Consider the following 26,310-nt stretch of genomic DNA (forward strand, 5'->3'; position numbering starts at 1 on the left):
GGGAATCAGCTCCTGTTGTCGACGCCTGCGGATTCGAAACTGGCCATCTCGGCCAGCACCGCGCAGGCCGACTGCAGCAGCGGCCAGGCCAGCGCCGCGCCCGAGCCTTCGCCCAGGCGCAGGCCCAGGTCCAGCAGGGGCTCGGCCTGCATCTGCGCCAGCATGAGGCTGTGGCCGCGCTCGCCCGAGCGGTGGGCGAACACGCAGCGCTGCAGCACGGCCGGCTGCAGGCGGCTGGCCACGAGCACGGCGGCGCTGGTGATGAAACCGTCGACGACGATGACCCGGCGCTCGGCCGCGGCCTGCAGCACGGCCCCCACCAGGGTGGCCACCTCGTAGCCACCCAGCGCGGCCAGCGCGTCGAATGGGCTGGTGGCCCCGGCGTTCACATCCAGCGCCTGCTGCAGCACGGCGCGCTTGCGCTCGATGCCGGCCGCGTCCAGGCCCGTGCCTGCGCCCGTCACCTCGGCCAGCGGCAGGCCGGCCAGGCGCGCCAGCAGCAGCGAGGCCACCGAGGTGTTGGCAATGCCCATCTCGCCCAGCAGCAGCGCATTGCCCGGCAGGCCGCGCACCACCTCCATGCCGTTGGCAATGGCCTGGCCGCACTGTTCGGCCGTCATGGCCGGGCCCGCCGACGCATCGGCCGTGCCGGGCGCCACCTTGCGCAGCAGCAGCCGGGGCGCGCCCGGGGCGGCTGCGCGCGGCGCAATGGGCTTGGCGACGCCGCAGTCCACCACCGTGAGGGCCAGGCCGTGCTGGCGTGCGAGCACGCTCACGGCCGCACCGCCGGCCAGGAAGTTCTCCACCATCTGCCAGGTCACGTCGCTCGGAAAGGCCGACACGCCGCGCGCCGCGATGCCATGGTCGCCCGCGCAGACCAGCATCTGCGGCTGCACCAGCTGCGGCGCCTCGGTGCCCAGCACCTGGCCCAGGCGCAGGGCAAGCGCTTCGAGCCGGCCCAGCGAGCCCAGGGGCTTGGTCTTGAAGTCGAGGATGTGCTGCAGGCGCGCCGTGAGCGTGGCGTCGGTGATGTCGGCGATGGTGGGGATAGCGAAGGACATGGGTTCGTCAGGTAAGGAATGGGATCAGGCCACCAGGGCGTTCAATACGCCGGGTTCGAAATGTGCGTCCACCGTGCGGGCCAGGCCCTCCATCACGGCATCGAGCGTGGGCACGGGGGCAGCCCCTTCGCGGCCGAACAGGGCCTGCAGTGCGGCAGGGTCTTCGAGCAGGCCGTGCAGGTACAGCCCGAGCACATTGCCCGCGCCGTTCTGCCAGGCCAGGCCCGGCACCACTTCGCGTGCCACATCGCCGCCGGCCGCCATGGCCGGGTGCTGGGCAGTCTGGCCATGGTGGATCTCATAGCCGCTGGCCTGCACGCCCGAGAGCGCCGCCCAGGCGCCCTGCAGCGCGCCGAAGCGCGCGGTGCTGCGGCGCACGGTCTTGGCCGGCTCGAAGGTGGTCACAAGGGGTAACAGGCCCAGGCCCGGCGCATTGCCATCGATGCCGGCGGTGTCGATCAGGGCCTCGCCCAGCATCTGCAGGCCGCCGCAGACGCCGAGCACGCGGCCGCCCTGCCCCGCATGCGCGCTGATGGCCTCATCGAGCCCCTGCGTGCGCAGCCAGGCCAGGTCGGCTGCGGTGGCCTTGGAGCCGGGCAGGATGACCCAGTCCGTGGACTTCAGGCCCGCCAGTTCGGCCGGGCTGCGCGCCCAGACCAGGCGCACGCCGGGCACGTTCTTGAGCGGCTGGAATTCGTCGAGGTTGCTGATGCGCGGGTAGGCGACGACGGCCACCGTGGTGTGCACGGCCCCGGCAGCGGTGCTGCGGTCGTCGAACACGCCGTCTTCCTCGGGCAGGCCGTGGTGCCACTGCATGGGGATGGTGGCCACCGTGGGCACGCCGGTCAGCTGCTGCAGCATCTGCGGGGCAGGCGCGAGCAGCGCGGCATCGCCGCGGAAGCGGTTGAGCACAAAGCCGTGGATCAGCGCGCGCTCGTCCTCGGGCAGCAGGGCCCAGGTGCCGTACAGGTGGGCAAAGGCACCGCCGCGGTCGATGTCGGTCACCAGCAGGCAGCGCGCGCCACTGTGGCGCGCCACGCGCATGTTCACCACGTCGCTGGCGTGCAGGTTGATCTCGGCGGGCGAGCCCGCGCCCTCGATCACCACCACATCGTTTTCGGCACGCAGGGCGTCGAGCGCGGCCGCGATCTGCGGCCACACGCGTTCGCTGCGGCCGCGCCAGGGCAACGCGGTGAGTTCGGCACTCACCTGGCCGAGCAGCACCACCTGGCTCTTGGTGTCGGCCTCGGGCTTGAGCAGCAGCGGGTTCATGCGCACGTCGGGCACGGTGCGTGCGGCAATCGCCTGGAAGTACTGTGCGCTGCCGATCTCGCCATGGCCATGGTCGCTGGCCACCACGCGCGCGTTGTTGCTCATGTTCTGCGCCTTGAACGGCGCCACCTTGTAGCCCTGGTTGCTGTACCAGCGGCACAGGGCCGTGGCCAGCCAGCTCTTGCCGGCGCCGCTGGTGGTGCCCAGCACCATCACGCAACGAGCCAGGCGGGGGGAACCGGAAGCGCTCAAGGCAGCGGCCGCACCATGCGGTCCATGATGTGTTCGAGCGCCGCCGCCGCATCGGTGCAGCGCCCGGTGTGCGCCGGCGAGGTCTGGATGATGGCGCTGCGCCTGGCCGTGAGCCAGTGGAAGCGCTGGCGAAACGGCAACTGCGCAATCGGCCCACAGCCCGCGTCCCCCGCGCAGATGGCGACGATGGCCGCCAGGTGGCGACGCACGGTGTCGATATCCACATGCGGGTCCATGGCCAGCAGGCGCTCCTCGTCGAGCGCAATGGCGGCCTGCAGGAAGCCGCTCTTCTGGCACGAGAGGATCACGCCGGCGTTGATGAATTCCTCGCGCTCCACCCGCGGCACCACGCGCACGATGGCGTAGTCGTACACCGCCATCTCAGCCGCGCGCATCGATGGCCCCCTTCACCCACGCTTCGCGGCCGGCCAGGCGAGCGCAGAAATGCTCCACATAGGCCTGGCGGTGGCTGGCCGGCTGCGACAGCGGGCCCTCGGTGTGCTCGGCGCCGGCGATGGCCAGGAACTCGTCGGGCACCTCGGCCAGGATGCCCGTGAGCACCTCGCGCGTGAGCAATGCGGCCAGCTCCGCATCCACCGCGGCGATCGCCGTGGCCCGGTGCAGCAGCACATGGTCGGCAATCGGCGCGAAGGGCTTGGCAGGCTGCGCCACCGCGCCGTTCCAGGCGTGGTGGAAGGTCAGCGAGGCACCGTGGTCGATGAGCCAGGGCTTCCTGTGCCACATGAGCAGGTTGGTGTTGCGCGCCGTGCGGTCCACATTCGCCACCAGGGCGTCGAACCAGACCAGGCGCGAGGCGAAGTCGTCGCTGACCTCGTCCACCGCAGGGTCGAAGTTGAGCGCGCCCGAAAGGTAGTCGAGCCCCACGTTGAGGCCGCCGCTGGCGCGCACCAGGTCCTGGATCTCGGGGTCGGGCTCGGTCTGGGCCAGGCCCGGATCGAGCTCAGCGAGCACGATCTCGGGCACGGGCAGGCCGAGCGCGCGGGCGATGCCGCCCGAGATCATTTCGGCCAGCAGCGCGCGCACGCCCTGCCCCGCGCCGCGGAACTTGAGCACGTACAGGCCCAGGTCGTCGCCTTCGACCACGGCGGGCATGGAGCCGCCTTCACGCAGCGGCGTGACATAGCGGGTAACGGTGATGGTTCGCATCAGGGGTTGTCGCTTTCCTCGGGTTGTGCCCCGGATCTTAGAGCGGCCTGCCAGGCGGTGCGTAGTGCGTCCTGCGCGGAGGGGGCGAGCACGCCCAGGCGCACGGCGCCGGGCAGGCCGAACGAGGTGGCGTCGCGCAGCTTGATGCCGGCCGCGCGCAGGGCCACCAGCGCGACCGGCAGATCGGCGCACACGGGCTGTGCACAGAAGTAGTTGGCCAGGCTGCCCGCATGCACGGCCCAGCCCAGGTCCAGGCACAGGGTGAGCTGGCGCTGTTTCCAGCCGCGCAGGGTATCGAGGCTGTGCACCAGCCAGCGCTGCACGCCGGGCTGCACCCATGCCTGCAGCAGGGCCACGCCGTGCGCGCCCACGGCCCAGGACGGGGCCAGCGCCAGCAGCGCCTGCACCTGCGCTTCGGCGCCCCCGGGCGCCACGGCATAGGCGGCACGCACGCCCGTCAGGCCCAGGGCCTTGTTGGGGGTCCACAGCTGCCAGCAAGGCAGTTGGGCAGGCAGCACAGGCGTGCCCGCCCAGGGCGCCGCGCCGCCGTCCTCGCCCAGGCGCAACGGAGCGTAGGCACAGTCCAGCACGCGCAGCGAAGCATCACCGCCCTGGGCCAGGGCCGCCCAGGCGTCCCGCGCCGGATCGGTGCGGCCCAGCGGGCTCGACGGCTCGCAGGCCCATTGCAGGCCCGGCACGGCGGCCTCCCCGTCCTTGCGGTGCACCAGGTCCAGGCCACGTGCCAGCGCGGCCTGGGCATAGTCGCCATAGCTGTGCAGCGGCAAGCTGGCCTGCAAGGCCCCCTGCTGCACGGCCAGCGCCGTGATGCGGTGGATGAACTCACTGGAACTGGCCGCCAGCACGATGCGCCAGGGCGCCACGCCATGGAAGGCGGCCAGCGCTTCGCGCAGCGCCGTGTAGTGCGGATCGGGGTAGCGCGTGGCATCGGCCTGCTGCACGGCGTGCAGCGCCTCGGGGCAGGGGCCGCAGGCGTTGCTGTTGGTCGAAAAATCGTGCACGGGCGCGCCCAGCGCATCGGGGCCGCCATGGTGGTGCAGCGCGGTGGCAGGCACAGTCATGTGCCCATCCACGCCGACACGATGGTGATCAGCAGGTGCGCGCCCACGCCCACGGGCACCAGCGACAGCGCCACCAGCGACCCGAGCTTGGCTGCGCGCCGGGTGTCGAGCGGGCCGGGGTCGCGCGCATCGGCATTGAGCACATACACGCCAGGCTTGGCCAGGCGCACGCCCAGTGCCAGTGCCATGGCCGCCATGGGCCAGCCGCTGTTGGGCGAGGGTGTGCGGCGCGCCAGGCGGGCCACGGTGGCGGGGGAGAGCCCGCCCACCATCAACGCCAGCAGCAGCGCGGTGATGCGCGCAGGCAGCCACGAGAGCACGTCGTCCGCACGCGCCGCCCATTTGCCGGCCCACTGCCAGTAGCGCCCGCCGCGCATGCCGGGGTAGCCCCACATGGCATCGGCCGTGTTGGCCAGGCGGTACAGCGCGGCGCCGGGCAGGCCCAGCAGCACGAACCAGAACAGCGGCGCCACCACCGAATCGTTGAGGTTCTCGGCCAGCGACTCGATGGCCGACTCGCGCACCTGCTCGGCCGTGAGCCCGCTCACGTCGCGGCTCACCAGGCGCGCCAGCTGCTCGCGGCCCTCGGGCAGGGAGCGGGCCAGCGCCGCCTCCACCGCCAGCACCTCGTCGTGCAGCATGCGCCAGGACAGCAGGGGCTTGAGCAACAGGCCCAGCAGGGCCGCCGCAATCACGTCGTGGAAACGCAGTGCCAGCCACTGCAGGCCCCAGGCCGCGGACATGACCGCCACCGCCAGCACGCACCAGGCCAGTGCCATGCACCAGAAGGCCCTGAAATCGCGCGGCACGGGCGACAACGGCGCCCAGCGCTCGCCACACCATTGCAGGGCCTTGCCCATCCACACCACGGGGTGGATGGCCACCGGTGGTTCCCCTCGCCACCAGTCGATGGCCAGGGCCACGAAAGGCACCCAGATCAGCACGCGCAGGGCGTCCCACTGCGTGCCGGGCAGCAGCAGATCGATCAAACCGACCATGAGCCTTGCGACGAATCGCCCACGGTGGCTTGTGCAGCGCTGCGGGCCTGCCGCCGCCGTGCGGGCACGAACACGCGCCAGGCGATCACGCAGGAGGTGATGCACAGCGCAATGCCCAACAGGGACAGCCCCACCACCAGCGCGGTGCGCAGCAGCGGACGCGCCAGCAGCGGTGCGAAGTCCAGGCTGTGCAGGCCGTTGTAGAGCACCCGCTGCCAGGGCGTGGTGGCGTCGGCGCGCATCACGATGCGGGCCGAGGCGGCATCGGCGTACACGGTCACGTCGTCCTCCGCCCAGTGGGCACGCCAGACGGGCAAGGGTCGGTTGAAGGATGTCGATGCGTCATGGTGGCGCGCATAGTACAGCGCGTCGTACCGGGTGAGCTGCTCGATGGCCGGCGGCGGGCTGCCGGGGCGCAGGCCCTGCAGCGCAGCGAGCACGGTCGCATCGGGCACGGCCAGCGCCACGCTGGCCTCGGGACCATCGGCCCGCACCAGGCGCTGCACCGCCCCCTCGCCCTGGCCGCGCACCCGGTACCAGGCCTGGCCAGCGATGCGCAGCGTATCGAGCTCCAGCGGCACCACGCCCTGGGCCGCTGCCAGTGCCACGGCCTCGGCCGGTCCGCGCGCCATGCGCGGCGCCTCGCCGGCCCACTGCGTGCGCGCCTGCGGGTCGGCGGCGCGGCCCGTGAACATGCCGAACGGGTTCATCGACATCAGGCCCGAGAACATCCAGGTGAGCGTGAACACGGCAGCCACCAGGCCCAGGATGTGGTGCCAGCGCATCCAGAACTTCCGGTAAGGAATCCACCGGTGGCGATTGAGAAACAGCTGCCAGATGCCCAGCGCAATGCCCGTGGCAGCCAGCAGCACGCCGGGGATGGAGAGCCATACCACCACATGGTGCCAGGCCTTGGGGAACTGGCGCAGCACCGTCGGGTAGATCCAGTGCGGCACGGCGCCCAGCCAGTTCCAGAAGCGCTCGGCGCGGCGCGTGTCGCGCACCACCTCGGTGGCGCCGGGCGATACGTAGAGCTCCAGCCCGTCGTCGCCATCGAGCAGCACCTTGACCAGGGGCCGGTGCACATCCAGGCCCTGGGGCACCGTCCACTGGTCGCGCTCCAGGCGCTCTGTGCCCGTGGCGTGCCGGCCGCTGAAGGCTTCGGCCACGCGGGCGGCCTGGGCGTCGTCGAGCGGTGCCACCAGCGCACCCGTGCGCGCATCCAGCGTGTGCCAGCGCAGGCGCGGCGCCGCATCGGCATCGCCGCCGGCCACGGTGGCCTGCAGGCGCCACACGGGCGCATCGCCGAACATGCCCAGGCGCGCTTCGACCCCGCCTGAGGGACGCAGGCCCGCGCGCTTGGCCGCATCGTGCGCGGCCAGGCAACAGCCAGCGGGCAGTTGCAGCGGTGGCAGCGCTGCCAGCCGCTCGGCCTGCGTGAGGCTGGGAAACGGTACGTAGTACAGCACCACCCCGCTCACGAACCACATGAGGAAGAACAGCGTCAGCACCACGCCCAGCCACTTGTGCACGAAGATGACGAGCTTCTTCACCATGCGCGGCTCCTTGCCCTGCCCACCGGCGTCAGAACGTGGCGCGGGCCGTGAGCTGCACGGTGCGCGGCGCGCCCAGCAGCCAGCGCGCGTTGGCCGTGCCCGCCAGCGCATAGTCGCGGTTCGCCAGGTTCTTCACCGCCAGGCCGAGCTTCAGGTTGCGCGAGTAGTCATAGGCCAGCGAGGCGTCGAGCACCGCATACGACGGCAGCCTGGTGGTGTTGGCGGTATTGCCCTGGCGCTCGCCCACGTATCGCGCGCCGAAGCCGGCCTGCCACTGGGGCAGGAAGCGGTACGCGGTCCAGATGCTGGCGGTGCGCTCGGGCACGCCGGTGGGCGTCATGCCATCACGCGAGACCACGGCGCCCGAGACCAGCTCCTTGAAATCGTCGTAGCGCGCACGCAGGAAGGCGGCATTGGCGTCGATGGTCCAGCCGCGCACGGGCTCGGCCGCAAAGGCCAGCTCGATGCCGGTGGAGGACTGCTGGCCGATCTGCTGGGTGATGTTGGGGTTGCTGGCATCGCGTGAGAGCAGGTTGCGCTTCTCGATCTTGTACAGCGCCACCGTCCATTCTCCGCGCACGGCGGGCACGGCGCCCTTGGCGCCGACTTCGACCTGGCGGCCCTTGGTGAGGTCGAACGTATTGCCGCCACCGGGCAGCGACAGCGCGCCCGAGAGAGGGTCGGTCCCCGTGCCGAACTGGCCGTAGAGCGACAGCGCCTCGCTGGGCGCCCACACGGCGCCCAGGCGGCCAGTGACAGGCGAGTACTTCTTGACCAGGTTCACGCCGCCGCGCAGGTCGGTGGTATCGAGTTCCATGTGGTCGCTGCGCAGGCCGGCCACCAGCTTCCACTCCTTCGTGAGGTCGAGCGCGTTCTCGGCGAACAGGGCCGTGGTCTTGAGTTCGGAGGCGCGGCCGGGGATGGTGGGCACCGGGCTGATGAAGCCACCAGGCGCGAAGTTGAACGGGTCCACCGTGCTTGCGCCGCCGTAGGGCGAGTTGTTGGTGTGCAGCAGCTTGGTACGGTACCAATCCAGGCCCACGATGAAGCGGTTCTTCATGCTGCCCAGGTTTCCGTCGAAGGCGGCGTCGAAGCGGTTGCCGGTCTGCTCCTGGTCGTGCAGGATCTCCAGGTAGTCGCTGCGGTTCACGGCCGTGCCGGCGGCGTTGAAGGCATAGGCCTCGGCATTGCGCCAATGGCGGTCGGTGCTCAGGTGGTAGGTTTCGTTGCGCAGGCGCACGCCGGCGGCGGCCTGCCAGTCGACCTTGGCGCGCCAGACACGGTCGTCGTACTTGACCACCGAGTCGGCCACGTTGAAGTTGGTGCGGCGCAGGCGCTCGTCGAGCACGCCATTGCGCAGCGGCGTACCGAAGTAGCGCGCATCGTCGTTCACGCCGCCGTCGAGCGACAGGGTGATATTCAGGTCGCGGCCCGGCCGCACGGCCAGGGCCAGGGCGTAGTTGTGGCGCTGCGTGTCCATGAACTGGCGGTAGCCGTCGCTCTTTTCCGCATCCAGGTAGACCGAGTAGGCCAGCACGTCGTTGATCGGGCCGCGCAGGCCCACGCCGCCCTGTACCGTACCGAACGAACTCACGGAGAAGAATGCCTCGCGCTGCGTGGTCTCGAAGCTCGGGCGCTTGGTCACATAGTTCACGGCCGCGCCGATGGCGCCGTCACCGTAGAGCACCGAGGCCGGGCCGCGCAGCACCTCGACCGACTCCATGGGCCAGGTCGAGAACGGGTAGGTGATGGTGCCCGAAGCGACGATGAGGCGCGTGCCGTCCACCATCTGCGCCACCGAGTTGTGGCCGGCGAAGCCGCGCGCCACCAGGCTGGTGCCGCCGTTGCCGGGGGCTGGTGCCTCGGTGATGCCGGGCATGCGCACGGCCACATCCTGCGCGCGGGTCAGGCTGCGCTCGGCGATATCGGCCGCGCCCAGGCTGCTCACGCTGGCCGGCGTTTCGCGCGCCGTCAGGCCTAGGCGCGAGCCCGTGGCGCTGGGGGCATCGAGCGACAGCGTGCTGCCGGGTGCGGACTGCGTGTCCGTGACCTGCACAGCGGGCAACTGGGTGGCGGCGGCGGACTGGGCATGGGCAGCCGTCTGAGCGATGCAGGCCAGCACGGCCAGGGACAGGGGGGTGAGGTGTCGGTGCATGGGAAAGGGACTCCAAAAACAGGCAAATTCAGGGAAGTAACGGAACCAGGGGCATGGCAGCGTTGCTGAATCAACCGGTGGGGGTCGGCACAAAGGGCGGTAACCGAGCCACGATGCCGCTCTTGAGGCGCGCAGGACGCTCGTTGCGGTTGAGCATGCCGTCGCTGGCACGGGCATGCATGGCGCCGCACTCCAGCACATGGCGCGCGGTCTCGTCATCGGGCTTAAGGTCGCCGAAGACAAAAGTGTGCTTGCCGGGCGCCTGGAAGGCAACGGAGCAGGCCCGCCCGCAACTGCTCAGGCAGGCCACGCCGCGCACGCGCACCTGGGCCCAGGCGCCCGCGTCGTCTTCGAGCTGGGCCATCTGCACGGCCTCGAACAGCAGTTCGCCGCTGGCAGGCAGGTCACGGGACGCACCGGCCGGGCGGCAGGTGGTGCAGACGATCACGTCGGTGGTGGTCGGGAAGGGCATCGGGGATGCTGCGTCGGACATCGGGGAAAAGCTCGTTCTAGGAAGAAAGGGGTTCGGGCATGCGGTGCTCGGCCTGCCAGCGCGCGGCCCAGGCGGCGCAGCGGCCCACCGGCCGCAGCGGGTCGTCGAAATCCACGACCACGACATGCGTGGCCGCAGCGGGTGCAGCAGGCTGCTCCAGCGTGCGGCCATCGGTCAGCAGCCACAGGCACGACGGTGCTCCCGCGCCGCGCTGGCGCCGCGTGGTGCGCAGCAGGCGCTCGGCCTCGGCCAGGCCGGCCGCCAGGGGCGTGCCGCCTCCTGCGCCCAGCGGGCGCACGCGGGCCGTGCCGGCCGTGCGCGCGGGGCCCGGGGGCAGCAGCAGCTCCACCCCCTGGCCGCCAAAGCACAAAAGCGCCACCTCTTCGCCCGCGCGCGCGGCCTGCTCGATCAGGCGCGCCGCATAGCCCTTGGCCCAGGCCAGGCGCCCGCCCTGGCGCATGGAGCCCGAGGTATCGAGCGCGATCAGGTGCAGGCAGGGCTGCACGGCACTGGCAGGCTGGCGGCGCAGATGCGCGGCCTGCAGGCGCGCCGGGCCCTTGGCCACCAGCGTGGGCAGCCAGGCGATGCCCGCACCCTCGGGGTCGGCGGGCCGGGCCACGGCCTGCGGCGTGCGCAGCCAGGCATTGCGGGGGGCTTGCCACCTCCAGCCTGCGCTTGCCTTGTTGGTCTTCAGCGAGCGCGGGCCGGGGTGGCTCAGGCTTTTTTTGGTGGCCATGCCCCCGTGCTGCGCACGCGCGCCATGGCCTGGGGCTCGGGCGGCAGGGCGCCCCAGTCGCCCTCGGGCACGTTCTGCGACGAGGCAGGGCCCTGCGCGCCGGCAGGCAATGGTTTCGTCGATGACGAAGGCGGTGGCTGCGTGGCGCCAGGCGGTGGCGCCGAGCCGGCGTTGCTCTCCGTGCGGCGGTGCGCCAGCGCCAGATCGGCCACGGCATCCACATGCGCCGGGCCCACGCTGTCGTCCTGCTGCAGCGCGGCCAGCGCGCGCGCGGCGCGCAGCATCACCAGGTCGGCGCGGATGCCGTCCACCCCTGCGGCCAGGGCCAGGTTGGCGGCATGCTGCACCACGGCGTCGGTCCATTCCAGGGCCGCCAGCGCGGCGCGGGCGCGGGCCACCGCCGCTGCCAGTTCGGCCTGCGCGGCTGCATGCCGCGCCACCACGGCCGCGGGATCGGCATCGAAGGCCAGGCGGGCACGCACGATGGCCTGGCGCTGCGCGGCATCGGCCGGGTTGTGCAGGGCCACCGACAGGCCGAAGCGGTCCAGCAACTGCGGGCGCAGCTCGCCCTCCTCCGGGTTCATGGTGCCCACCAGCACGAAGCGAGCCGCATGCTGGTTCGACACGCCATCGCGCTCCACGGTGTTCACGCCGCTGGCGGCCACGTCGAGCAGCGAATCCACCAGCGCATCGGGCAGCAGGTTGACCTCGTCCACATAGAGCACGCCGCCATGCGCACGCGCCACCAGGCCGGGCGCCAGGCGCACCTGGCCGTCGCGCAGCACGTCTTCGATGTTCAGCGTGCCCACCAGTTGCTCCAGGCTGGCGGCCAGGGGCAACGTGACGAAGGGTGCCTCGGGCAGCAGCGCAGCCAGCGCGCGTGCCGAGGTCGACTTGGCCGTGCCGCGCGGGCCGCTGATGAGCACCCCGCCCATGCCGGGGTCGATGGCGGCCAGCAGCAGGGCGCGCTGCAGGGCCTCGTGCCCGACCAGGGCGGTGAAGGGGAACGCAGTGGCGGGAGGTGCGAAAATTGTCATGTCAAAGGTCCTTCGCCCTGGGTTTCAAGGCGGTGCTCCAGTGCGAGCAGGTGCTGTTCGATGCGCTCGCGGTGCTCGCCGGGCTCGGCCCACAGGCCGCGCTGCATGGCTTCGAGCAGGCGCTCGCCCACACTGCGCAGGGCCAGCGGGTTGTGCTGCTGCAGAAACTCGCGCGTGGCGTCGTCGTGCAGGTAGGCGTCGGCCACCAGCGCGTACTGGTGGTCGCCCACCACGCCCGTGGTCGCGTCGAAGGCGAACAAATAGTCCACCGTTGCCGCGATCTCGAACGCCCCCTTGTAGCCGTGGCGCTTGACGCCGGCTATCCACTTGGGGTTGACTGCGCGCGAACGCACCACGCGCGCCAGCTCTTCGCCGAGGGTGCGTATGCGCGGCGCACCCGGCACGCTGAAATCGCCGTGGTACAGCGCGGCCGGCGCGCCGGCCAGGTGCTGCACGGCGGCGGCCATGCCGCCCTGGAACTGGTAGTAGTCGTCCGAGTCGAGGATGTCGTGCTCGCGGTTGTCCTGGTTGTGCAGAACGGCGTCCACTGCGGCCAGGCGCTGCTCGAAGGCCGCGCGCGCCGCCTCGCCATGCCCCCCCTGGCCGTAGGCGAAGGCGCCGGCGCGCAGGTAGGCCTGGGCCAGGTCGTCGGCGGTGCTCCAGCGGCCGCTGGCCATCACTTCCTGCAGGCCGGCCCCGTAGCCGCCGGGGCGCGGGCCGAACACGCGCCAGGTGGCGCGGCGCTCGGCATCGTCAGCGGCCATGCCCTGCGCCTGGGCTTGCGCGGCCTCGCGCCGCACGCGCACGCGGATGGGGTTCACGTCGTCGGGCTCATCGTCCTCGGGGATGGCGGCCACTGCGCGCACGGCCGTGTCGAACAGGTCGATCACGCCCGGGAAGGCATCGCGGAAGAAGCCCGACACGCGCAGCGTCACGTCGATGCGCGGGCGGTTGCGTATCGCCATGGGCAGCACCTCGATGTCCACCACGCGGTGGCTGCCGGGCGCCCATTGGGGGCGCACGCCCAGCAGAGCAAAGGCCTGGCCGATGTCCTCGCCGCCCGTGCGCATGGTGCTGGTGCCCCAGACCGACAGGCCAACCGCCGTGGGAAAGCTGCCATGGTCCTGCAGGTGGCGCTCCACCACGCGGTCGGCCGCCAGCGCGCCCATGCCGTAGGCCGTGGGCGTGGGCACGGCGCGCGTGTCCACCGAATAAAAGTTGCGGCCCGTGGGCAGCACGTCGGGCCGGCCGCGCGATGGCGCGCCACTGGGCCCGGGCGGCACGAAGCGGCCCGCCAGGCCGCGCAGCAGCTGGCCCATCTCGTTCGCACCGCAGGCATCGAGCCGGGGCGCCAGCACGGCACGCATGCGCGCCAGCACCGCCGCGGCACCGGGCCACAGCGCGGCGTCGAGGGGCACCTCCTCGGCGCCCAGGTAGCGCTCGACGCACTGCACAGCGAGCTTTTCCAGCCGCTCGCGCGTGTGGCCCACGTGGCGCCAGGGCTCGTCGCCCAGGGCCTGCAGCGCTGCGGGGCGTGGGCCGGTCCAGGGCGCGGCCCACTCGGGGTTCAAGGGATCGAAATCGGCGAGGCCCAGGTCCTGCGCCAGCGCCACCAGCAGGCTGCCCTGCCCTGTAGCAGAGCCACCCGGAAAGCGCGCCAGCGCCACCAGGGTGTCGGTGCGCTGGCGACCCGCGGGGGAGCAGCCCAGGGTGTGCAGGCCGTCGCGGATCTGCGACTCCTTGATCTCGCACAGGTAGGCATCGAGCCGGCCGAGCAGGGCTTCGCGCTGCGCGTCGTCGGCCGGGGGCGCAAAGCCCAGCTCCTGGTGCAGGCGGTGCTGCAGCACCTGGTCGAGGATGCTCTGGCGCAGCAATTTGGCGCGGCGCGGGTCGAGCGACAGCGCCTCGTAGTACTCGTCCATGGCGCGCTCGAGCTGCTGCAGCGGGCCGTAGGTCTCGGCGCGCGTGAGCGCGGGCATCAGGTGGTCGATGATGACGGCCTGCGTGCGCCGCTTGGCCTGGCTGCCCTCGCCCGGGTCGTTGACGATGAAGGGGTACAGGTGCGGCAGCGGGCCCAGGATGGCGTCGGGCCAGCAGGCGGCGCCCAGCGCCACGCTCTTGCCCGGCAGCCATTCGAGATTGCCGTGCTTGCCCACGTGGACCACGGCGTCCACGGCGAACACACGGCGCAGCCAGAAGTAGAAGGCCAGGTAGCCGTGCGTGGGCACCAGGTCGGCATCGTGGTAGCTGGCCACCAGGTCCAGGTCGCGGCCACGCGCGGGCTGTATGCCCACGAAGACATTGCCCAGGCGCACGCCCGGCACCATGAAGCGGCCGCTGCGCACGATGGGATCGGCGCCGGGCGGGCCCCACAGGGCGTTCACCGCGTCCTGGCTGGCCTGCGGCAGCGCGCCGAAGTCGGCCAGGTAGTCGGCCATCGCCAGGCTCTGGCCCGCGGGGCGGTCGGCATTGGCACCGAGGTTGTTGGTCACACCCTCCACCAGCTGCGCGATCAGCGCGTCGCCGCCCTCGGGCAGCTCGCCCGTGGTGTAGCCCGCATCGCGCAGCGCCTGCAGGATCAGCACGGTGGAGGCCGGCGTGTCCAGGCCCACGCCGTTGGCCAGGCGCGCGTCGTCGTTGGGGTAATTGGCCAGGATGAGCGCCACGCGCTTGCCCACGTGCGGCTTGCTGCGCAGCACGCACCAGCGGCGCGCCAGCTTGGCCACGAAGGCGATGCGCTCGGGCTCGGGCTGGTAGCGCACCACGTCGACCTCGGTGCGCTCGCAGCGCCAGGCCAGACCCTTGAAGCTGATGGCGCGCGCGCCGATGCGCCCGTCCACCTCGGGCAGCACCACCTGCATGGCCAGATCGCGCGGCGCCAGGCCATGCGGGTCGGCCTGCCACTGCTCTTGCGAGCAGCCGGCGGTGATGAGCTGCAGCACCGGCGCATCGCCGGCCAGGGTGATCGCCTGCGCATCCCCGTCGTCGCTGCCATCGATGGAGGCCACGGCAAAGCTCGTGGCGTTGAGCACCACGGCCACGCCCTGCTCCGCGGCCATGGCCTGCAGCACGGCCAGGCTCTCGGGGTTCTTGAGCGAATCGACGGCCACGGCCAGGGTGTTGAGCCCGGCTTGCGCCAGCGCCGCCTGCATGGCATCGAACACCGCCGTGTTGCCCGACTGCAGGTGGGCGCGGTAGAACACCAGCATGGCCACCGGCGCACCGGACACCCAGGGCGCGGCAGCGGCCGGCGTGTAGGCCATCACCGGCGGCAGCGGCCGCGGTGCGGGTGGGCGTGGCCCGATGCCAAAGGCCGCGTGGCCGATCAGCGCGAAAAAGGCCAGCGCGTTGTCGCGCCCGCCCTCGCGCAGGCAGCGCCACAGCTGGTGGCAGTCCTCGGGGCTGGCGGTGCTGCGCATCAGCAGTTGCGGGTCTTCGACGTTGTCGCCCGAGAACAGCGCCAGCCACTGGCCGCGCTTGCCGGCCAGCGACTGCGCCTGCTCGACCACGTAGGCCCAGTCGCTGGGGCTGCCCAAGTGGTCGATGACGACCACGCGCGCATGGCGCAGCACGTCGTCCACATACATGTCGGTGGACGCGGGCTGGCGCAGCCACATCAGGTTGGCCAGGCGCACACTGGGGAAGCCTTCGCCCAGGCTGGCTGCGGCATCGGACAGCAGCGACAGCGTGGTGTCGGCCGCGCTCAGGATGACGATGTCGCCGGGCGTCTGCTCCACGCGCACCAGGCCCTGGCCCCCGTCCTCGACGTAGCCACCCGGGCGTGTGGAAAGCAGATGCATGCCGACGGCCTCAGGCGGTGGTGGCGGATTCGGCCAGGGCCGATTGCAGCTCGGCCTGCAGGGCCGCGGCATCCAGGTGGTCGCCGATCACCACCAGGCGCGTGGCGCGCAGGTCGGCCTCGCGCCACGCGCGGTCGAAATGGCTGTCGAAGCGCTGGCCCACGCCTTGCACCACCAGGCGCATGGCCGCGCCCGGCAGGGCCACGAAGCCCTTGATGCGGTAGATCTCGTGGCGCTGCACCAGGGCGACCAGGGCCTCCAGCAGGCGGCCGCGGTCGGTCACGTCGAGCGTGACGTGGACCGACTCGAACTCGTCGTGGTCGTGGTCCTCTTCCTCGTCGTGGTGGGTCTTGCGCGCGTCGATCACGTCCTCCACCGCATGGCCCAGGCCCAGCAGCACGCTGGGGTCGATGTGGCCGTGCTGGGCGTGCACGAACTTCACGCCCGGCAGGGTCTCGCCGCGCACGATGGCTTCCACGCGGGCCAGGGCCTCGGCATCCAGGCCGTCGGTCTTGTGCAGCACCACCAGGTCGGCGGTGGCCAACTGGTCCTCGAACAGCTCGTGCAGGGGCGATTCGTGGTCCAGGTTCTCGTCGGCGCGGCGCTGGGCGTCCACCGCAACGGGGTCGTCGGCGAACTGGCCGGCGGCCACGGCAGGCGCATCGACCACGGTGATCACCGAATCGACCGTGAACACGTTGCGCAGCGCGGGCCACTGGAAGGCCTGCACCAGCGGCTTGGGCAGCGCCAGGCCCGAGGTCTCGATGACCAGGTGGTCGATCTGGTCGCGGCGCGCGGCCAGTTGCTCCATCACCGGCGCGAACTCTTCCTGCACGGTGCAGCACAGGCAGCCGTTGGCCAGCTCGAACAGCTGGCCGTTCTCCACGCCGTTCTCGTCGCAGCCGATGCCGCAGCTGCGCAGCAACTCGCCGTCGATACCGAGCTCGCCGAACTCATTGACGATGACCGCAATGCGTTTGCCCTGCGCGTTGGTCAGCAGGTGGCGCAGCAGCGTGGTCTTGCCACTGCCCAGGAAGCCGGTGACGATGGTGGCGGGAATCTTGTTCACTTGCATGGAAGGAATCTCCAGTCAGAAAAATCGGGAATCAGGAAAAGTGCTGCGGCTCAGCGCAGCACCTGGGGCAAACCGATGAGGCAATCGACCAGCATGTGCGCCGCCTCGCCCAGGCGCGGGCCGGGGCGCGAGAGCAGGTCCATGCGGTCGGCATCGAGCTGGCAGACCTGGTGCTGGCGCAGCGCCTGCATGCCGGCCCAGCCGGGGCGGTCGGCCACGTTGAACAGGGTGGTCTGCGGGCCGATGACCAGGTCCGGCGCGCGGCGCACCACCATCTCGGAATTGACGCGCGGGAACAGCCCCATGTCGCCCGGCACGATGTTCACCAGGCCCAGGCGCGCGATGGTCTCGCCGATGAAGCTGGCCGCGCTGGCCGCCGTGGGGCCCACGCCCACCTCGACATACACGCTGCGCCCGCGCAGGTGGGCCGGCACGCGCCGCGCCGCGGCGTCCAGCTCGCGCTCGATGCGCGCCACCAGCTCGGCCGCGCGGGCCGATTCGCCGAGCGACTGGCCCACGCTGAGCAGCATGCGCCTGAGGTCGGCATGCGTGCGCGCATCGAACACCTGTACCGGCACGCCCAGGGCCGAGAGGCGCTCCCCTGCCCGGCTGCGCGGCCCCAGCAGCACCATGTCAGGACGCAGGGCTACGATGCGCTCGATCTGTGCATCCTGCAACCCGCCCACCTTGGGCAGCCTGGCCACGGTGCCGGGCCAGCTCGAATAGCGGTCGGTGCCCACCAGCTCGGCGCAGTGGCCCAGGGCGCAGACGGCCTCGGTGAGCGACGGCGACAGCGTGACGATGCGGTGCTGTGGTTGTGGCTGTGCCTGCGCGATCGGCGCAGCCAAGCCGCCCAGCAGACCGAGCACGGCCAGCGCCGGCACCGTGGGGTGCAGGCGGGCGCGGGCCAGCGGCAGGGAGACGGCGTTCAGCACCATCAATCAGTCCTCGATGCCCCGCTGCGCGGGCACACCGGCCTTGAAGTGGTGCTTGACGAGCGTCATCTCGGTCACGGTGTCGGCCAGTTCGATCAGCTCGGCCGGCGCGTTGCGGCCGGTGAGCACCACGTGCACATGCGGCGGGCGCTCGCGCAGGCAGGTGAGGATGGTCTCGAGCGGAATCCAGCCGTAGCGCATGGGGTACATGATCTCGTCGAGCACCACGAGGAAGTGCTCGCCCGCGCGGATGGTGGCCTCGGCCTTGGCCCAGCCGTCCAGGGCCAGTTGGGCGGAGTGGTCCAGGTCGCGGCTCTTCCAGCTGAAGCCGTCGCCCAGGCCTTCGATGGGGATGCCCAGTTGTTCGAACAGGCGGTGTTCGCCGAACCTCGCGGTGGGGACCTTCATGAACTGGTAGATCTTGACGGTTTTGCCTCTTCCATGCGCTCGGATGGCGAGGCCGAAGGCGGCGGTGCTCTTGCCCTTGCCGGTGCCGGTGTGGACCAGGACCAATCCTCGGCGTTCGCCTTGGGGTTTGGGGGTGTCGCGGAGGATGGGGGGGGATTCGATTTGCATTTTTTCTTCAAGACCTGAGGCGGTGCTTGCTTCTGTTGTTGTCTTGAGGGCGGTGGCCGGGATGTGCGCCCGGCGGCGCACCTTCTTTCTTTTGCGTCGCCAAAAGAAAGAAGGCAAAGAAAAGGCGACCCCCAGTCTGCGTCCCCCATCGCCCTGGCGGGCGATGGGGGCAGCCTGCGATGCTCGGATCTGGGGTGGGCGCTTCTCGGCGCAGCCAGAAGGGGTGGGGAGCGGGTACCACTCGGCTGCTGCTTGCGCAGCTGCGCCGGGTGTCGGTTACGCGCTGCGCGCTGCCGATGGGGCGGCGTAGCCGCCCTGCCCAGGCCGAGCGCAGCGACGGCACACCGGGCCGAGCGAAGCAATGGCCCGTGTGGAGCCCGCTCCCCACCCCTTCTGACCGTGCCGAGAAGCGCAGGGCCTGGGGTGGGTGCGTGTGCCGAAGGACACACGCACTTCGTGATCTGGCTTGCCGCAGCTGTTTGAGCGGAGTTTGGCCAGAGGCCAAACGCAGCGAGTTCTGCGGCACCACCCCAGGACCGAGCATCGCAGGCTGCCCCACTCGCCCAAAGGGCGAGTGGGGACACGGGCAGCGGGGTCGCCTTTTCTTTGGTGACTTTCTTTTGGCGAAGCAAAAGAAAGTTACTGCGCCGCCGGGCGCACATCCCGGCTCCCGCCCATGGCATGGGCACGCAGCCAACAGAGCAACCAGCCCGCCGAGCAAAGAAACAGAGGCGACCACAACCAACAAACTCAAACAGCCTGATGCAAACGACGCTCAACGAACGAAGAGCCTTCAAGACGACGCAGAGCCTTGGCAGCCGCCAACACACCCAGATCCACCAGCGGCTCCAACAACACCACCGTCATGTACGCAGCGCCAAACGTGGCAATGCTCTCCAGATTCGCAGAGCCCACACCCGCACCGTAGATAGCCCAGAAAGCCACCCACATCACGATCCCGCCCTGGTACGCCACCGACAGCTTGAACGTCTGCGCATACGTCATGTCCACATACGCCATGCTCTCCGGCACGATGCGCTTGGCAATTGCCGCCGTGGCGAACAGCGGCACCAGCAAGGTCGTGACATTCATCCCGTACTGCGGCAGATCCTGCTGCGCAAAGAACACGCTCTGGATCAACAGGCCTGCCGCCAAGCCGATGCACGCTGGCGCGGCGCCGAACAGCAGCAACAAGGTCGTGCCCAGGATCAGATGCACCTCGGACACACCCACCGGGTGGTGCGGCAGCAGCTCGAAGAACGCAAACACCAGCGCCGTGGTGAAAATGGAGCGCAGCAGCAGGGCCACGGGGCCCTCCTTCTTCACCATGTCCAGCGCAAGCTTGCTGGCATACAGCAGCGCCGTGGCGCCCGTGGCGTAGCTCAGGAAGATCTTGGTGGTGTCCACCAGTCCGGGTTCGATGTGCATGGCACGGCTCCTTGGTTGAAAAAACAAAAACTGAAAACAGAAAGAAAAAATCAGCGCGGCAAGGCCACCCACTGCCCGAGCAGTTCGTGCACCGCGATGCGGTGGTCGAACACCGCCTCCAGCGCGCGGTGCGTGACCGCCTCATTGCAGCCGCCCTGGTGCGTGACACGGCCCTTGGCCATCACCACCAGATCGTCGGCATGCAGGGCCAGCGATACCTCGTGCAGCACGCTGACCACCGTGGCACCGCCGGCCACCAAGGCGCGCACGGTGTGCAGCCAGTCGGTCTGGTGCGGGGGATCGAGGTTGGCCAGGGGTTCGTCCATCAGCAGCACCGTTGCCTGCACGGCCAGGGCGCGGGCCAGCAGCACACGCTGGCGCTCGCCGCCCGACAGCTGCGACAAGGGGCGGTCGCGCCAGTCCCAGGCCTGCGTGGTGCGCAGGGCCTGCTCCACGGCGGCATGGTCGGCAGCGGATGGCGGGGCCAGCCAGGGCTGGTGCGGCAGGCGGCCTAGCATGGCCACGTCGTAACTGGTCAGGTCGTCGGCCGAGCCCTCGTTCTGCCCCAGCCAGGACAGCTGGCGCGCGCGCTCGCGCGCCGGCACCTGGGTGAGCATGCGGCCGAGCAGGGCCACCTGGCCATCGACCTGGTGGCGCGGCAGCAGGCCGGCCAGCACCTTGAGCAAGGTGGACTTGCCCGCGCCATTCGGCCCGACGATGCTGGTCCAGCGGCCGGCGGGCAGGTGCAGATCGATGCCGTGCAGCACCTCGGCACCGCCGACACGCGCGGTGATGTGGTGGGCGCTGAGCGCAATCCCCTTCACAGGCCACCCCCATGCGCGGTGCGCCGGTGCATCAGCCACAGCAGGTAGGTGCCGCCCAGCGCCGCGGTGAGCACGCCCACGGGCAGCTCCTGCGGTGCCAGCATCCAGCGCGCCAGGATGTCGGCCGCCAGCAGCAGCACCGCGCCCATCAGGCTGGACAAGAGGATGTGCCGCTCGTGCGTCACGCGCACCATCGATCGCACCAGGTGCGGCGCTGCCAGACCGACAAAGGCGATCAGCCCGGTCTGCGCCACGGCGGTGCCGGTGGCCAGCGCCATGGCCGCCACCAGGCCGGCGCGCATGGGGCCGAGCGGCAGGCCCAGGCTGGCAGCGGTGGATTCGCCCAGCGTCAGGCCGTCGAGCGCGCGCGCCAGCACCCAGGCCAGCAGTGCGCACAGGGCCCAGGCGGCGCCCATCAGGGTGCAGGCGATCCAGCCGACGAAGGCCGTGCTGCCCAGGATGAAGGCCTGCATGGCCTGCAGGATGTCGGGCGAGGCCAGCTCCACCAGGTCGCGCAGGGCACCCAGCACCACGCCCACGATGACACCGGCCAGCAGCAGGCGCAGCGTGTGCTGCACGCCCTTGGCCAGCAGCAGCGTGAGCACCACGGCCCCGGCGGCGCCGAGGAAGGCCATGCCGGTGATGCCGATGCGCGCGATCCACTGCGCGGCCACGGGCGACACGCCGAACATGGCCATGGCCACCGCGCCGCCCAGCGCCGCGCCCGAGGCGCTGCCCAGCAGGTAGGGGTCGGCCAGCGGGTTGCGGAACAGGCCCTGCGCCACGGCGCCGGCCAGGCCCAGCAGCGCGCCGGCCAGCCACGCGCCCAGCGTGCGCGGCAGGCGGATGTCCCACACGATCTGGCGCGCCACGGAGTCGTCGCCCATGTGCACCAGGCTCTCCAGCCCGGTGCTGCCCACGGCGGTGCCCAGCACCAGCAGCAGCACGCTGGCCAGGCCCAGCCACAGCGCGCACCAGGCGGCTCGGCGCCGGCCGGTGGCAGTGGGGATCGGTGCCGGACCTGCAGTCATCGGGCTTTCTCGGTCAGGCAGCGCGCCATGAGGCGCGCTGCCTCGGCCATGCGCGGGCCGGGGCGCACCACCACTTCGGCATCGCCGGGGCCGAACACGCAGACACGGTTCTCACGCACGGCGCGGATCGTGGACCAGCCGGGATACGGCACCATGCTCTGCATGCTGCTGTTGCCGATCATCAGCACGTCGGGGTTGGCGCGCACCACGTACTCGGGGTTCAGGCGCGGGAAAGGGCCGAGCGAGGCCGGCACCACGTTGCGCACACCCAGGCGCGCCAGCGATTCGCCGATGAACGAGGCCTCGCTGGCCGCATACGGCCCGCGGCTCACCTCGAAGTACACGCGCACATTGCGCGCCTTGGGCGGCAGCGACTGGGCCGCCGCCTGCACGGCCGCGTCGATCACGCGCCACAGGCGGTCGGCGCCCTCGGCCTGGGGCACGCCCAGCACCTGGCCCACCACGCCGAGCACACGGCGCACGTCGGCATGGGTCTTGGGCTCCAGCACCACAACCTTGAGGCCCAGGGCCTCGAGCCGCTCGCTGGCGCGAGAGCTCATGGCCAGCAGCACCACGTCGGGTTTCACGGCCACGATGGCCTCGATGCTCGGATCGATGCCACCGCCCAGCTTGGGCAGTCTGGCGACCGACTCGGGCCAGTTGGAATAGCGGTCCACGCCCACCAGGCGGTGGCACTGGTCGAGCTCGCAGACGCTCTCGGTCAGCGAGGGCAGCAGCGAGACGATGCGCTGTGGCGGCTGGGGCAGCGTGACCAGGCGGCCCCGGTCGTCCTTGACCTGCACCGGCTGTGCCTGCGCCAGCCCGGCCATGAGCAGGCCCAGCACCACGATGATGGCGATCACCCAGAGGATGCGGCGCACGGGGGTGGGGGTCATGGAGGCGAATCTTTCAGGGTCAGGGGCAGCCCGGCCGCCATCAGGGTCACGCGCGGGCACACCTGCGCCACCTGCTGGTTGAGGGCGCCCAGTGCATCGACGAATGCGCGCACCTCGCGCCCCAGGGGGATGACCCCCAGGCCGATTTCGTTGCCCACCAGAACAATGGGGCCGCGGGCCTGCTGCAATGCGGTGAGGAAAGCCTGGCACTGCGCGGCCCAGCCGCGTGCCAGGGCTTCGCGCTCGGGCGCACCCATGTCCTCGGCACCGACCGGCAGGGTCCAGTTGGTGAGCCACAGGGTCAGGCAGTCGACCACCACCAGGGTGCTGGCGCTGCTGTGGTCGCGCAGTGCGGCAGCCAGGTCGCGCGGCTCCTCCAGCGTGGCCAGGCCAGGAACGCGCTCGGCGCGGTCGCGCTGGTGGCGGGCGATGCGCTGGCGCATCTCGTCGTCCCAGGGCTGGCCGGTGGCGACGAGCACGGCAGCGTGCGCGGGCGATTGCGCCAGCCAGTCGCGCGCAAGCAGCTCTGCGCGGCGCGACTTGCCGCTCTTTTGCCCGCCCAGGATGAGTTCGGTGGTGATGGCCTTGCTGTTCATGGCGCCACCCCCTCCCCGCCCAGCAGGTGCGCGGCGGCCAGGGGTGCGGACGCGAACCAGGCGTGGAAATAGCTCGCGTGGATGCTGCCGTGGCGGTACAGGGCCTCGCCGGCATCGGGTGCGGGCTGCGCCTCTGGACGCGCGGTGCGCCCCACCACGGGCGCCGTGCTCTGCGCGGTGGAGTAGTGGAAGGTATGGCCGCGCAGCGTGTGGCCCGCCACAGTGAGGTGCTGCGGACCCAGCGCCGCCAGGCGCTTGTGCATGGCCACGCGGCCCGGCAGCAGGCCCCACAGCGCTTGCTCGGTGCCATCGGCCAGGGTGATGGACTCGAACAGGGCCATCATGCCGCCGCATTCTGCCCACAGCGGCTTGCCGGCCGCCACATGCGCGCGCAGGCTGGCCTGCATGGCGGTGTTGGCCGCTATGCGTGCGGCATGCAGTTCGGGGTAGCCGCCCGGCAGCCACACGGCATCGCAGGCGGGCAGCGCTGCATCGTGCAAGGGCGAGAAGAACACCACCTGGGCGCCCATCTGCGCGAGGCACTGCAGGTTGGCGCTGTAGAGGAAGCAGAAGGCCTCGTCGCGGCCCACGGCCACGGTACGGCCGGCGAGCAGCGGCGCCACGGGGGCGGCCGGCGCGGGCACCGGGAAATCCACCGCCCAGCGCTGCAGGCCGTCCAGGCCCATCTGCCCGAGCGGCGTGGCGGCCAGCGCATCGGCCGCGGCGTCCAGGCGCTGCATGGCATCGTGCAGTTCGTGCGCCACCACCAGGCCCAGGTGGCGCTCCGGCAACAGCGGCGCCGATGCCTTGCTGGCGACATCGCCGGGCGCCACACGCACCAGCGCGCCCAGCCAATCGTCCGCGTCCTGCAGGCCATCGCGCAGCATCTGCGCATGGCGCTCCGATCCCACGCGGTTGGCCAGCACACCGGCCCAGGGCAGGCCCGCGCGGTAGTGGCGCAGGCCGAAGGCCAGCGCACCGAAGGTGCCGGCCATGGCCGAGGCATCGACCACGGCGAGCACGGGTACGCCAAAGCGCTGGGCCAGGTCGGCCGCGCTCGGCGTGCCGTCGAACAGGCCCATGACGCCTTCGATCAGAAGCAGGTCGCTCTCACGCGCAGCCTCGTGCAGGCGTTGCGCGCAGTCGGCCTCGCCGTTCATCCACAGGTCGAGCTGGTGCACAGGTGCGCCGCTGGCAAGCTGGTGCCAGTGCGGGTCGAGGAAGTCCGGCCCGCACTTGAACACCCGCACCCGCCGGCCCTGGCGCGCGTGCAGGCGCGCCAGGGCTGCGGTGACGGTGGTCTTGCCCTGGCCCGATGCCGGGGCGGCGATCAATATCGCCGGACAGCGTGCCGGGGTGACCATTCTTCTTGCTACTCCCCTACCCTCTCTCGTTGATCTCGGCTCAATGCGGTGCCCACTTCACGCCGACATAGGCCACACGGCCTGGCGTGGCGTAGGTGCGGGCCAGCTCGTACTGCTTGTCGGCCGCGTTGTCGAGGCGCGCGACCAGCGTGAAGTCGCGCGCGATGCGCGTGCTGGCGTACAGGTTGACCAGGGCATAGCCGCCCAGGTTGAGCGTGTTGGTGGCGTTGTCGAAGCGGCGGCCCGAGGCCTGCACTTCGGCGCCCACCGTCCAGCCCGCCAGTTGCGTGTCGGCACCCAGGGTGCCGTGGTGCTTGGAGCGGCGCGCCAGCAGCTTGCCGGTGGCCAGGTCGCGCGGGTTCTGCAGGTCCAGCGAGCCGCGCAGTTGCACACCGCCCAGGCGGTACGAGCCCGCGAAGGTCACGCCCTTGTACTCGGCGCGTGCGACGTTGGCGTAGCAACCGAAGGTGGATGGGCAAGGGCCCGCCGCCCCGAAGACGATCAGGTCCTCCACGCGGTTGCGGTAGGCCGTGGCCGAGAAGCTGCTCGAACCCTGCGCCCAGCGCAGGCCCAGTTCGGCATTGCGGCTGCTCTCGGGGTTCAGGCGGCCCGTACCGTACTCGCTGAAGCGGTGGTACAGCGTGGGGGCGCGAAAGGCCGTACCCACCGATGCCGTGGCGCGCCACTGCGGCGCAAAGCGGTAGCCATAGGCCAGGCTGCCCGTGCCCTTGCCGCCGAACTCGCTGTCCGAGTCGTGGCGCACATTGGCCTGCAGCGTGTGGGCGCCGGCGGTGTAGCCGTAGCCCAGGGCCAGTGCATCCTGCGAGCGCTTGCGATCGATGGGGGCGTTTTCCAGCCGGTCTTCGCGGCGCTCCAGCGCGGCCGTCACCAGGTGCGGGCCCTGGCGCCACTCGTTCTGGAACAGGTAGCCGCGCAGGCGCGTCTCGGTCAGGTAGAAGGAAGGCGTGGTCTGGTACTCGTCGCGCGAATCGGTGATCTGCACGCGCGTCTTGTACTGCGGCGTCCACTGCGCCTGCCAGTTCAGGCCCAGCGCGTGCAGCTTGTGCTGGTTGCGGTCGTCCCGGCCCAGGCCGCTGTCGTAGCCGCTGTCCAGGTCGTTCACGAGCAGCGTGCCTTCGAGCCGGTGCGTGGCATTGATCTGCAGGCCCACGCGGGCGCTGGCCGAGGTGCTTTCGTAGCCGTCGCGGTCGGGGTTCTGCGTGGCCACGGTGCGCGCGTTGAAGCCCTTGCTCTCTTCGCGCGCGATGCCGAAGGCGTAGTCGAGCGTGTCATTGGCGCCGCTCACGCCGGCCTCGGCCTTGCGCGTGCCCTGGTTGCCAAAGCCGATGCCCACGTAGGGTGCCACGCCCTGCTCGCCGCGCTTGGTGAAGATCTGCACCACGCCGCCCATGGCGTCGGAGCCGTAGACCGCACCGGCCGGGCCGCGCAGCACTTCGACGCGGTCGATCTGCGCCAGCGGGATCGATTCCCACGCGGCGCCGCCGGTGGACTGCGAATCCATGCGCACGCCGTCGATGTAGACGGCCGTGAAGCGCGACTCCGCACCGCGCAGGAACACGCCGGTGGTGGTGCCGGGACCGCCGTTGCGCGAGATCTCGATGCCGGGCACGCGCGCCAGCACGTCGGCCAGGCCCGTGGCGCCGCTGGTCTCGATGGTCTCGCGGTCGACCACGGTCACGTCGGCCACCAGGTCGGACAGGGGCTGCGGCGTGCGCGTGGCGGTCACCACGGTCTCGGCCAGCGAGGGTGCGCGCAGGTTCTGCGCCAGCAGCACGGGGGCGCCAGCGCTGCCGTTCTGCTGTGCCTGGACGGCGCAGGCGCCGAGCACGGCCAGGGACACGAGCGCGGGGCGCAGGCACAGGGACGCAGCAATGCGCGCACGGGGGGTACGGATCTTCATGGGGCGAATCATCGGCAAGCAAAAACCCGTGCCGGCCTCCCGCCAGCGAAATGGGTGA

The 26,310-nt window shown here is 71.2% G+C and carries 22 protein-coding genes; all 22 read right to left on the bottom strand.

The genetic code is table 11. From position 1 onward, the window contains the following. Positions 1-5: 5 nt before the first annotated feature. Positions 6-1,061 carry a nicotinate-nucleotide--dimethylbenzimidazole phosphoribosyltransferase gene (gene cobT, locus AC07PF_RS14820; protein ID WP_494612387.1) on the bottom strand — a complete coding sequence of 352 codons (1,056 nt, stop codon included), beginning with the start codon at positions 1,059-1,061 and terminating at the stop codon, positions 6-8. Positions 1,062-1,085: 24 nt separating this feature from the next. After that, positions 1,086-2,546 (bottom strand): cobyric acid synthase, encoded by a 1,461-nt coding sequence (locus AC07PF_RS14825; protein ID WP_494612388.1) that lies wholly within the window; start codon positions 2,544-2,546, stop codon positions 1,086-1,088. Positions 2,547-2,581: 35 nt separating this feature from the next. Then, positions 2,582-2,980 carry a DUF3037 domain-containing protein gene (locus AC07PF_RS14830; RefSeq protein WP_494612389.1) on the bottom strand — a complete coding sequence of 133 codons (399 nt, stop codon included), beginning with the start codon at positions 2,978-2,980 and terminating at the stop codon, positions 2,582-2,584. Next, complete coding sequence (locus AC07PF_RS14835) at positions 2,967-3,752, bottom strand: HipA family kinase (protein ID WP_494612390.1); 786 nt, start codon at positions 3,750-3,752, stop codon at positions 2,967-2,969. Before AC07PF_RS14835 ends, AC07PF_RS14830 begins: the two co-directional genes overlap by 14 nt. Beyond that, positions 3,752-4,831, bottom strand: coding sequence for an aminotransferase class I/II-fold pyridoxal phosphate-dependent enzyme (locus AC07PF_RS14840; RefSeq protein ID WP_494612391.1), 1,080 nt, complete (start codon positions 4,829-4,831; stop codon positions 3,752-3,754). The genes AC07PF_RS14835 and AC07PF_RS14840 overlap by 1 nt, the downstream gene beginning before the upstream one ends. After that, positions 4,828-5,829 carry an adenosylcobinamide-phosphate synthase CbiB gene (gene cbiB / locus AC07PF_RS14845; RefSeq protein ID WP_007851411.1) on the bottom strand — a complete coding sequence of 334 codons (1,002 nt, stop codon included), beginning with the start codon at positions 5,827-5,829 and terminating at the stop codon, positions 4,828-4,830. Before cbiB ends, AC07PF_RS14840 begins: the two co-directional genes overlap by 4 nt. Further along, a complete protein-coding gene (locus AC07PF_RS14850) occupies positions 5,817-7,385 on the bottom strand; it encodes a PepSY domain-containing protein (RefSeq protein WP_494612392.1) in 1,569 nt (522 codons plus the stop codon). The genes cbiB and AC07PF_RS14850 overlap by 13 nt, the downstream gene beginning before the upstream one ends. Before the next feature lie 28 nt (positions 7,386-7,413). Beyond that, positions 7,414-9,540, bottom strand: a complete 2,127-nt coding sequence (locus AC07PF_RS14855) for a TonB-dependent receptor (protein ID WP_494612393.1) — start codon at positions 9,538-9,540, stop codon at positions 7,414-7,416. Between the two features lie 70 nt (positions 9,541-9,610). Continuing rightward, the gene (locus tag AC07PF_RS14860) at positions 9,611-10,033 is read right to left on the bottom strand and encodes a DUF1636 family protein (protein ID WP_494612394.1); all 423 of its coding nucleotides are present in this window, start codon (positions 10,031-10,033) and stop codon (positions 9,611-9,613) included. 16 nt (positions 10,034-10,049) lie between these two features. Next, positions 10,050-10,769 (bottom strand): vWA domain-containing protein, encoded by a 720-nt coding sequence (locus AC07PF_RS14865; protein WP_494612395.1) that lies wholly within the window; start codon positions 10,767-10,769, stop codon positions 10,050-10,052. Next, a complete protein-coding gene (locus AC07PF_RS14870) occupies positions 10,748-11,806 on the bottom strand; it encodes a magnesium chelatase ATPase subunit I (protein WP_494612396.1) in 1,059 nt (352 codons plus the stop codon). The genes AC07PF_RS14865 and AC07PF_RS14870 overlap by 22 nt, the downstream gene beginning before the upstream one ends. Continuing rightward, positions 11,803-15,606 (bottom strand): cobaltochelatase subunit CobN, encoded by a 3,804-nt coding sequence (cobN, locus tag AC07PF_RS14875; RefSeq protein ID WP_494612397.1) that lies wholly within the window; start codon positions 15,604-15,606, stop codon positions 11,803-11,805. The genes AC07PF_RS14870 and cobN overlap by 4 nt, the downstream gene beginning before the upstream one ends. 10 nt (positions 15,607-15,616) lie before the next feature. Then, entirely contained in the window at positions 15,617-16,681 is a 1,065-nt protein-coding gene (gene cobW / locus AC07PF_RS14880; protein ID WP_494612398.1) for a cobalamin biosynthesis protein CobW, read from the bottom strand. A gap of 50 nt (positions 16,682-16,731) precedes the next feature. Continuing rightward, on the bottom strand, positions 16,732-17,619 hold the full coding sequence (locus AC07PF_RS14885) for an ABC transporter substrate-binding protein (RefSeq protein WP_494612399.1): 888 nt from the start codon (positions 17,617-17,619) through the stop codon (positions 16,732-16,734). A 3-nt stretch (positions 17,620-17,622) separates the two neighbouring features. Beyond that, entirely contained in the window at positions 17,623-18,192 is a 570-nt protein-coding gene (gene cobO, locus AC07PF_RS14890; RefSeq protein WP_494609855.1) for a cob(I)yrinic acid a,c-diamide adenosyltransferase, read from the bottom strand. Between the two features lie 750 nt (positions 18,193-18,942). Then, the gene (locus AC07PF_RS14895) at positions 18,943-19,620 is read right to left on the bottom strand and encodes an energy-coupling factor ABC transporter permease (RefSeq protein WP_494610194.1); all 678 of its coding nucleotides are present in this window, start codon (positions 19,618-19,620) and stop codon (positions 18,943-18,945) included. Positions 19,621-19,670: 50 nt separating this feature from the next. Beyond that, complete coding sequence (locus tag AC07PF_RS14900) at positions 19,671-20,444, bottom strand: ABC transporter ATP-binding protein (protein WP_007858583.1); 774 nt, start codon at positions 20,442-20,444, stop codon at positions 19,671-19,673. Then, a complete protein-coding gene (locus AC07PF_RS14905; RefSeq protein ID WP_494612400.1) occupies positions 20,441-21,475 on the bottom strand; it encodes a FecCD family ABC transporter permease in 1,035 nt (344 codons plus the stop codon). Before AC07PF_RS14905 ends, AC07PF_RS14900 begins: the two co-directional genes overlap by 4 nt. After that, a complete protein-coding gene (locus tag AC07PF_RS14910) occupies positions 21,472-22,371 on the bottom strand; it encodes an ABC transporter substrate-binding protein (RefSeq protein ID WP_494612401.1) in 900 nt (299 codons plus the stop codon). Before AC07PF_RS14910 ends, AC07PF_RS14905 begins: the two co-directional genes overlap by 4 nt. Beyond that, on the bottom strand, positions 22,368-22,967 hold the full coding sequence (locus tag AC07PF_RS14915; protein ID WP_007858578.1) for a bifunctional adenosylcobinamide kinase/adenosylcobinamide-phosphate guanylyltransferase: 600 nt from the start codon (positions 22,965-22,967) through the stop codon (positions 22,368-22,370). The genes AC07PF_RS14910 and AC07PF_RS14915 overlap by 4 nt, the downstream gene beginning before the upstream one ends. After that, a complete protein-coding gene (locus AC07PF_RS14920) occupies positions 22,964-24,331 on the bottom strand; it encodes a cobyrinic acid a,c-diamide synthase CobB (protein ID WP_007858575.1) in 1,368 nt (455 codons plus the stop codon). The genes AC07PF_RS14915 and AC07PF_RS14920 overlap by 4 nt, the downstream gene beginning before the upstream one ends. A 40-nt stretch (positions 24,332-24,371) precedes the next feature. Next, positions 24,372-26,252: a TonB-dependent receptor domain-containing protein gene (locus AC07PF_RS14925; RefSeq protein WP_494612402.1), complete on the bottom strand. Its 1,881-nt coding sequence runs from the start codon at positions 26,250-26,252 to the stop codon at positions 24,372-24,374. Positions 26,253-26,310 lie beyond the last annotated feature (58 nt).

The organism is Acidovorax sp. GW821-FHT10A04 (assembly GCF_059415825.1).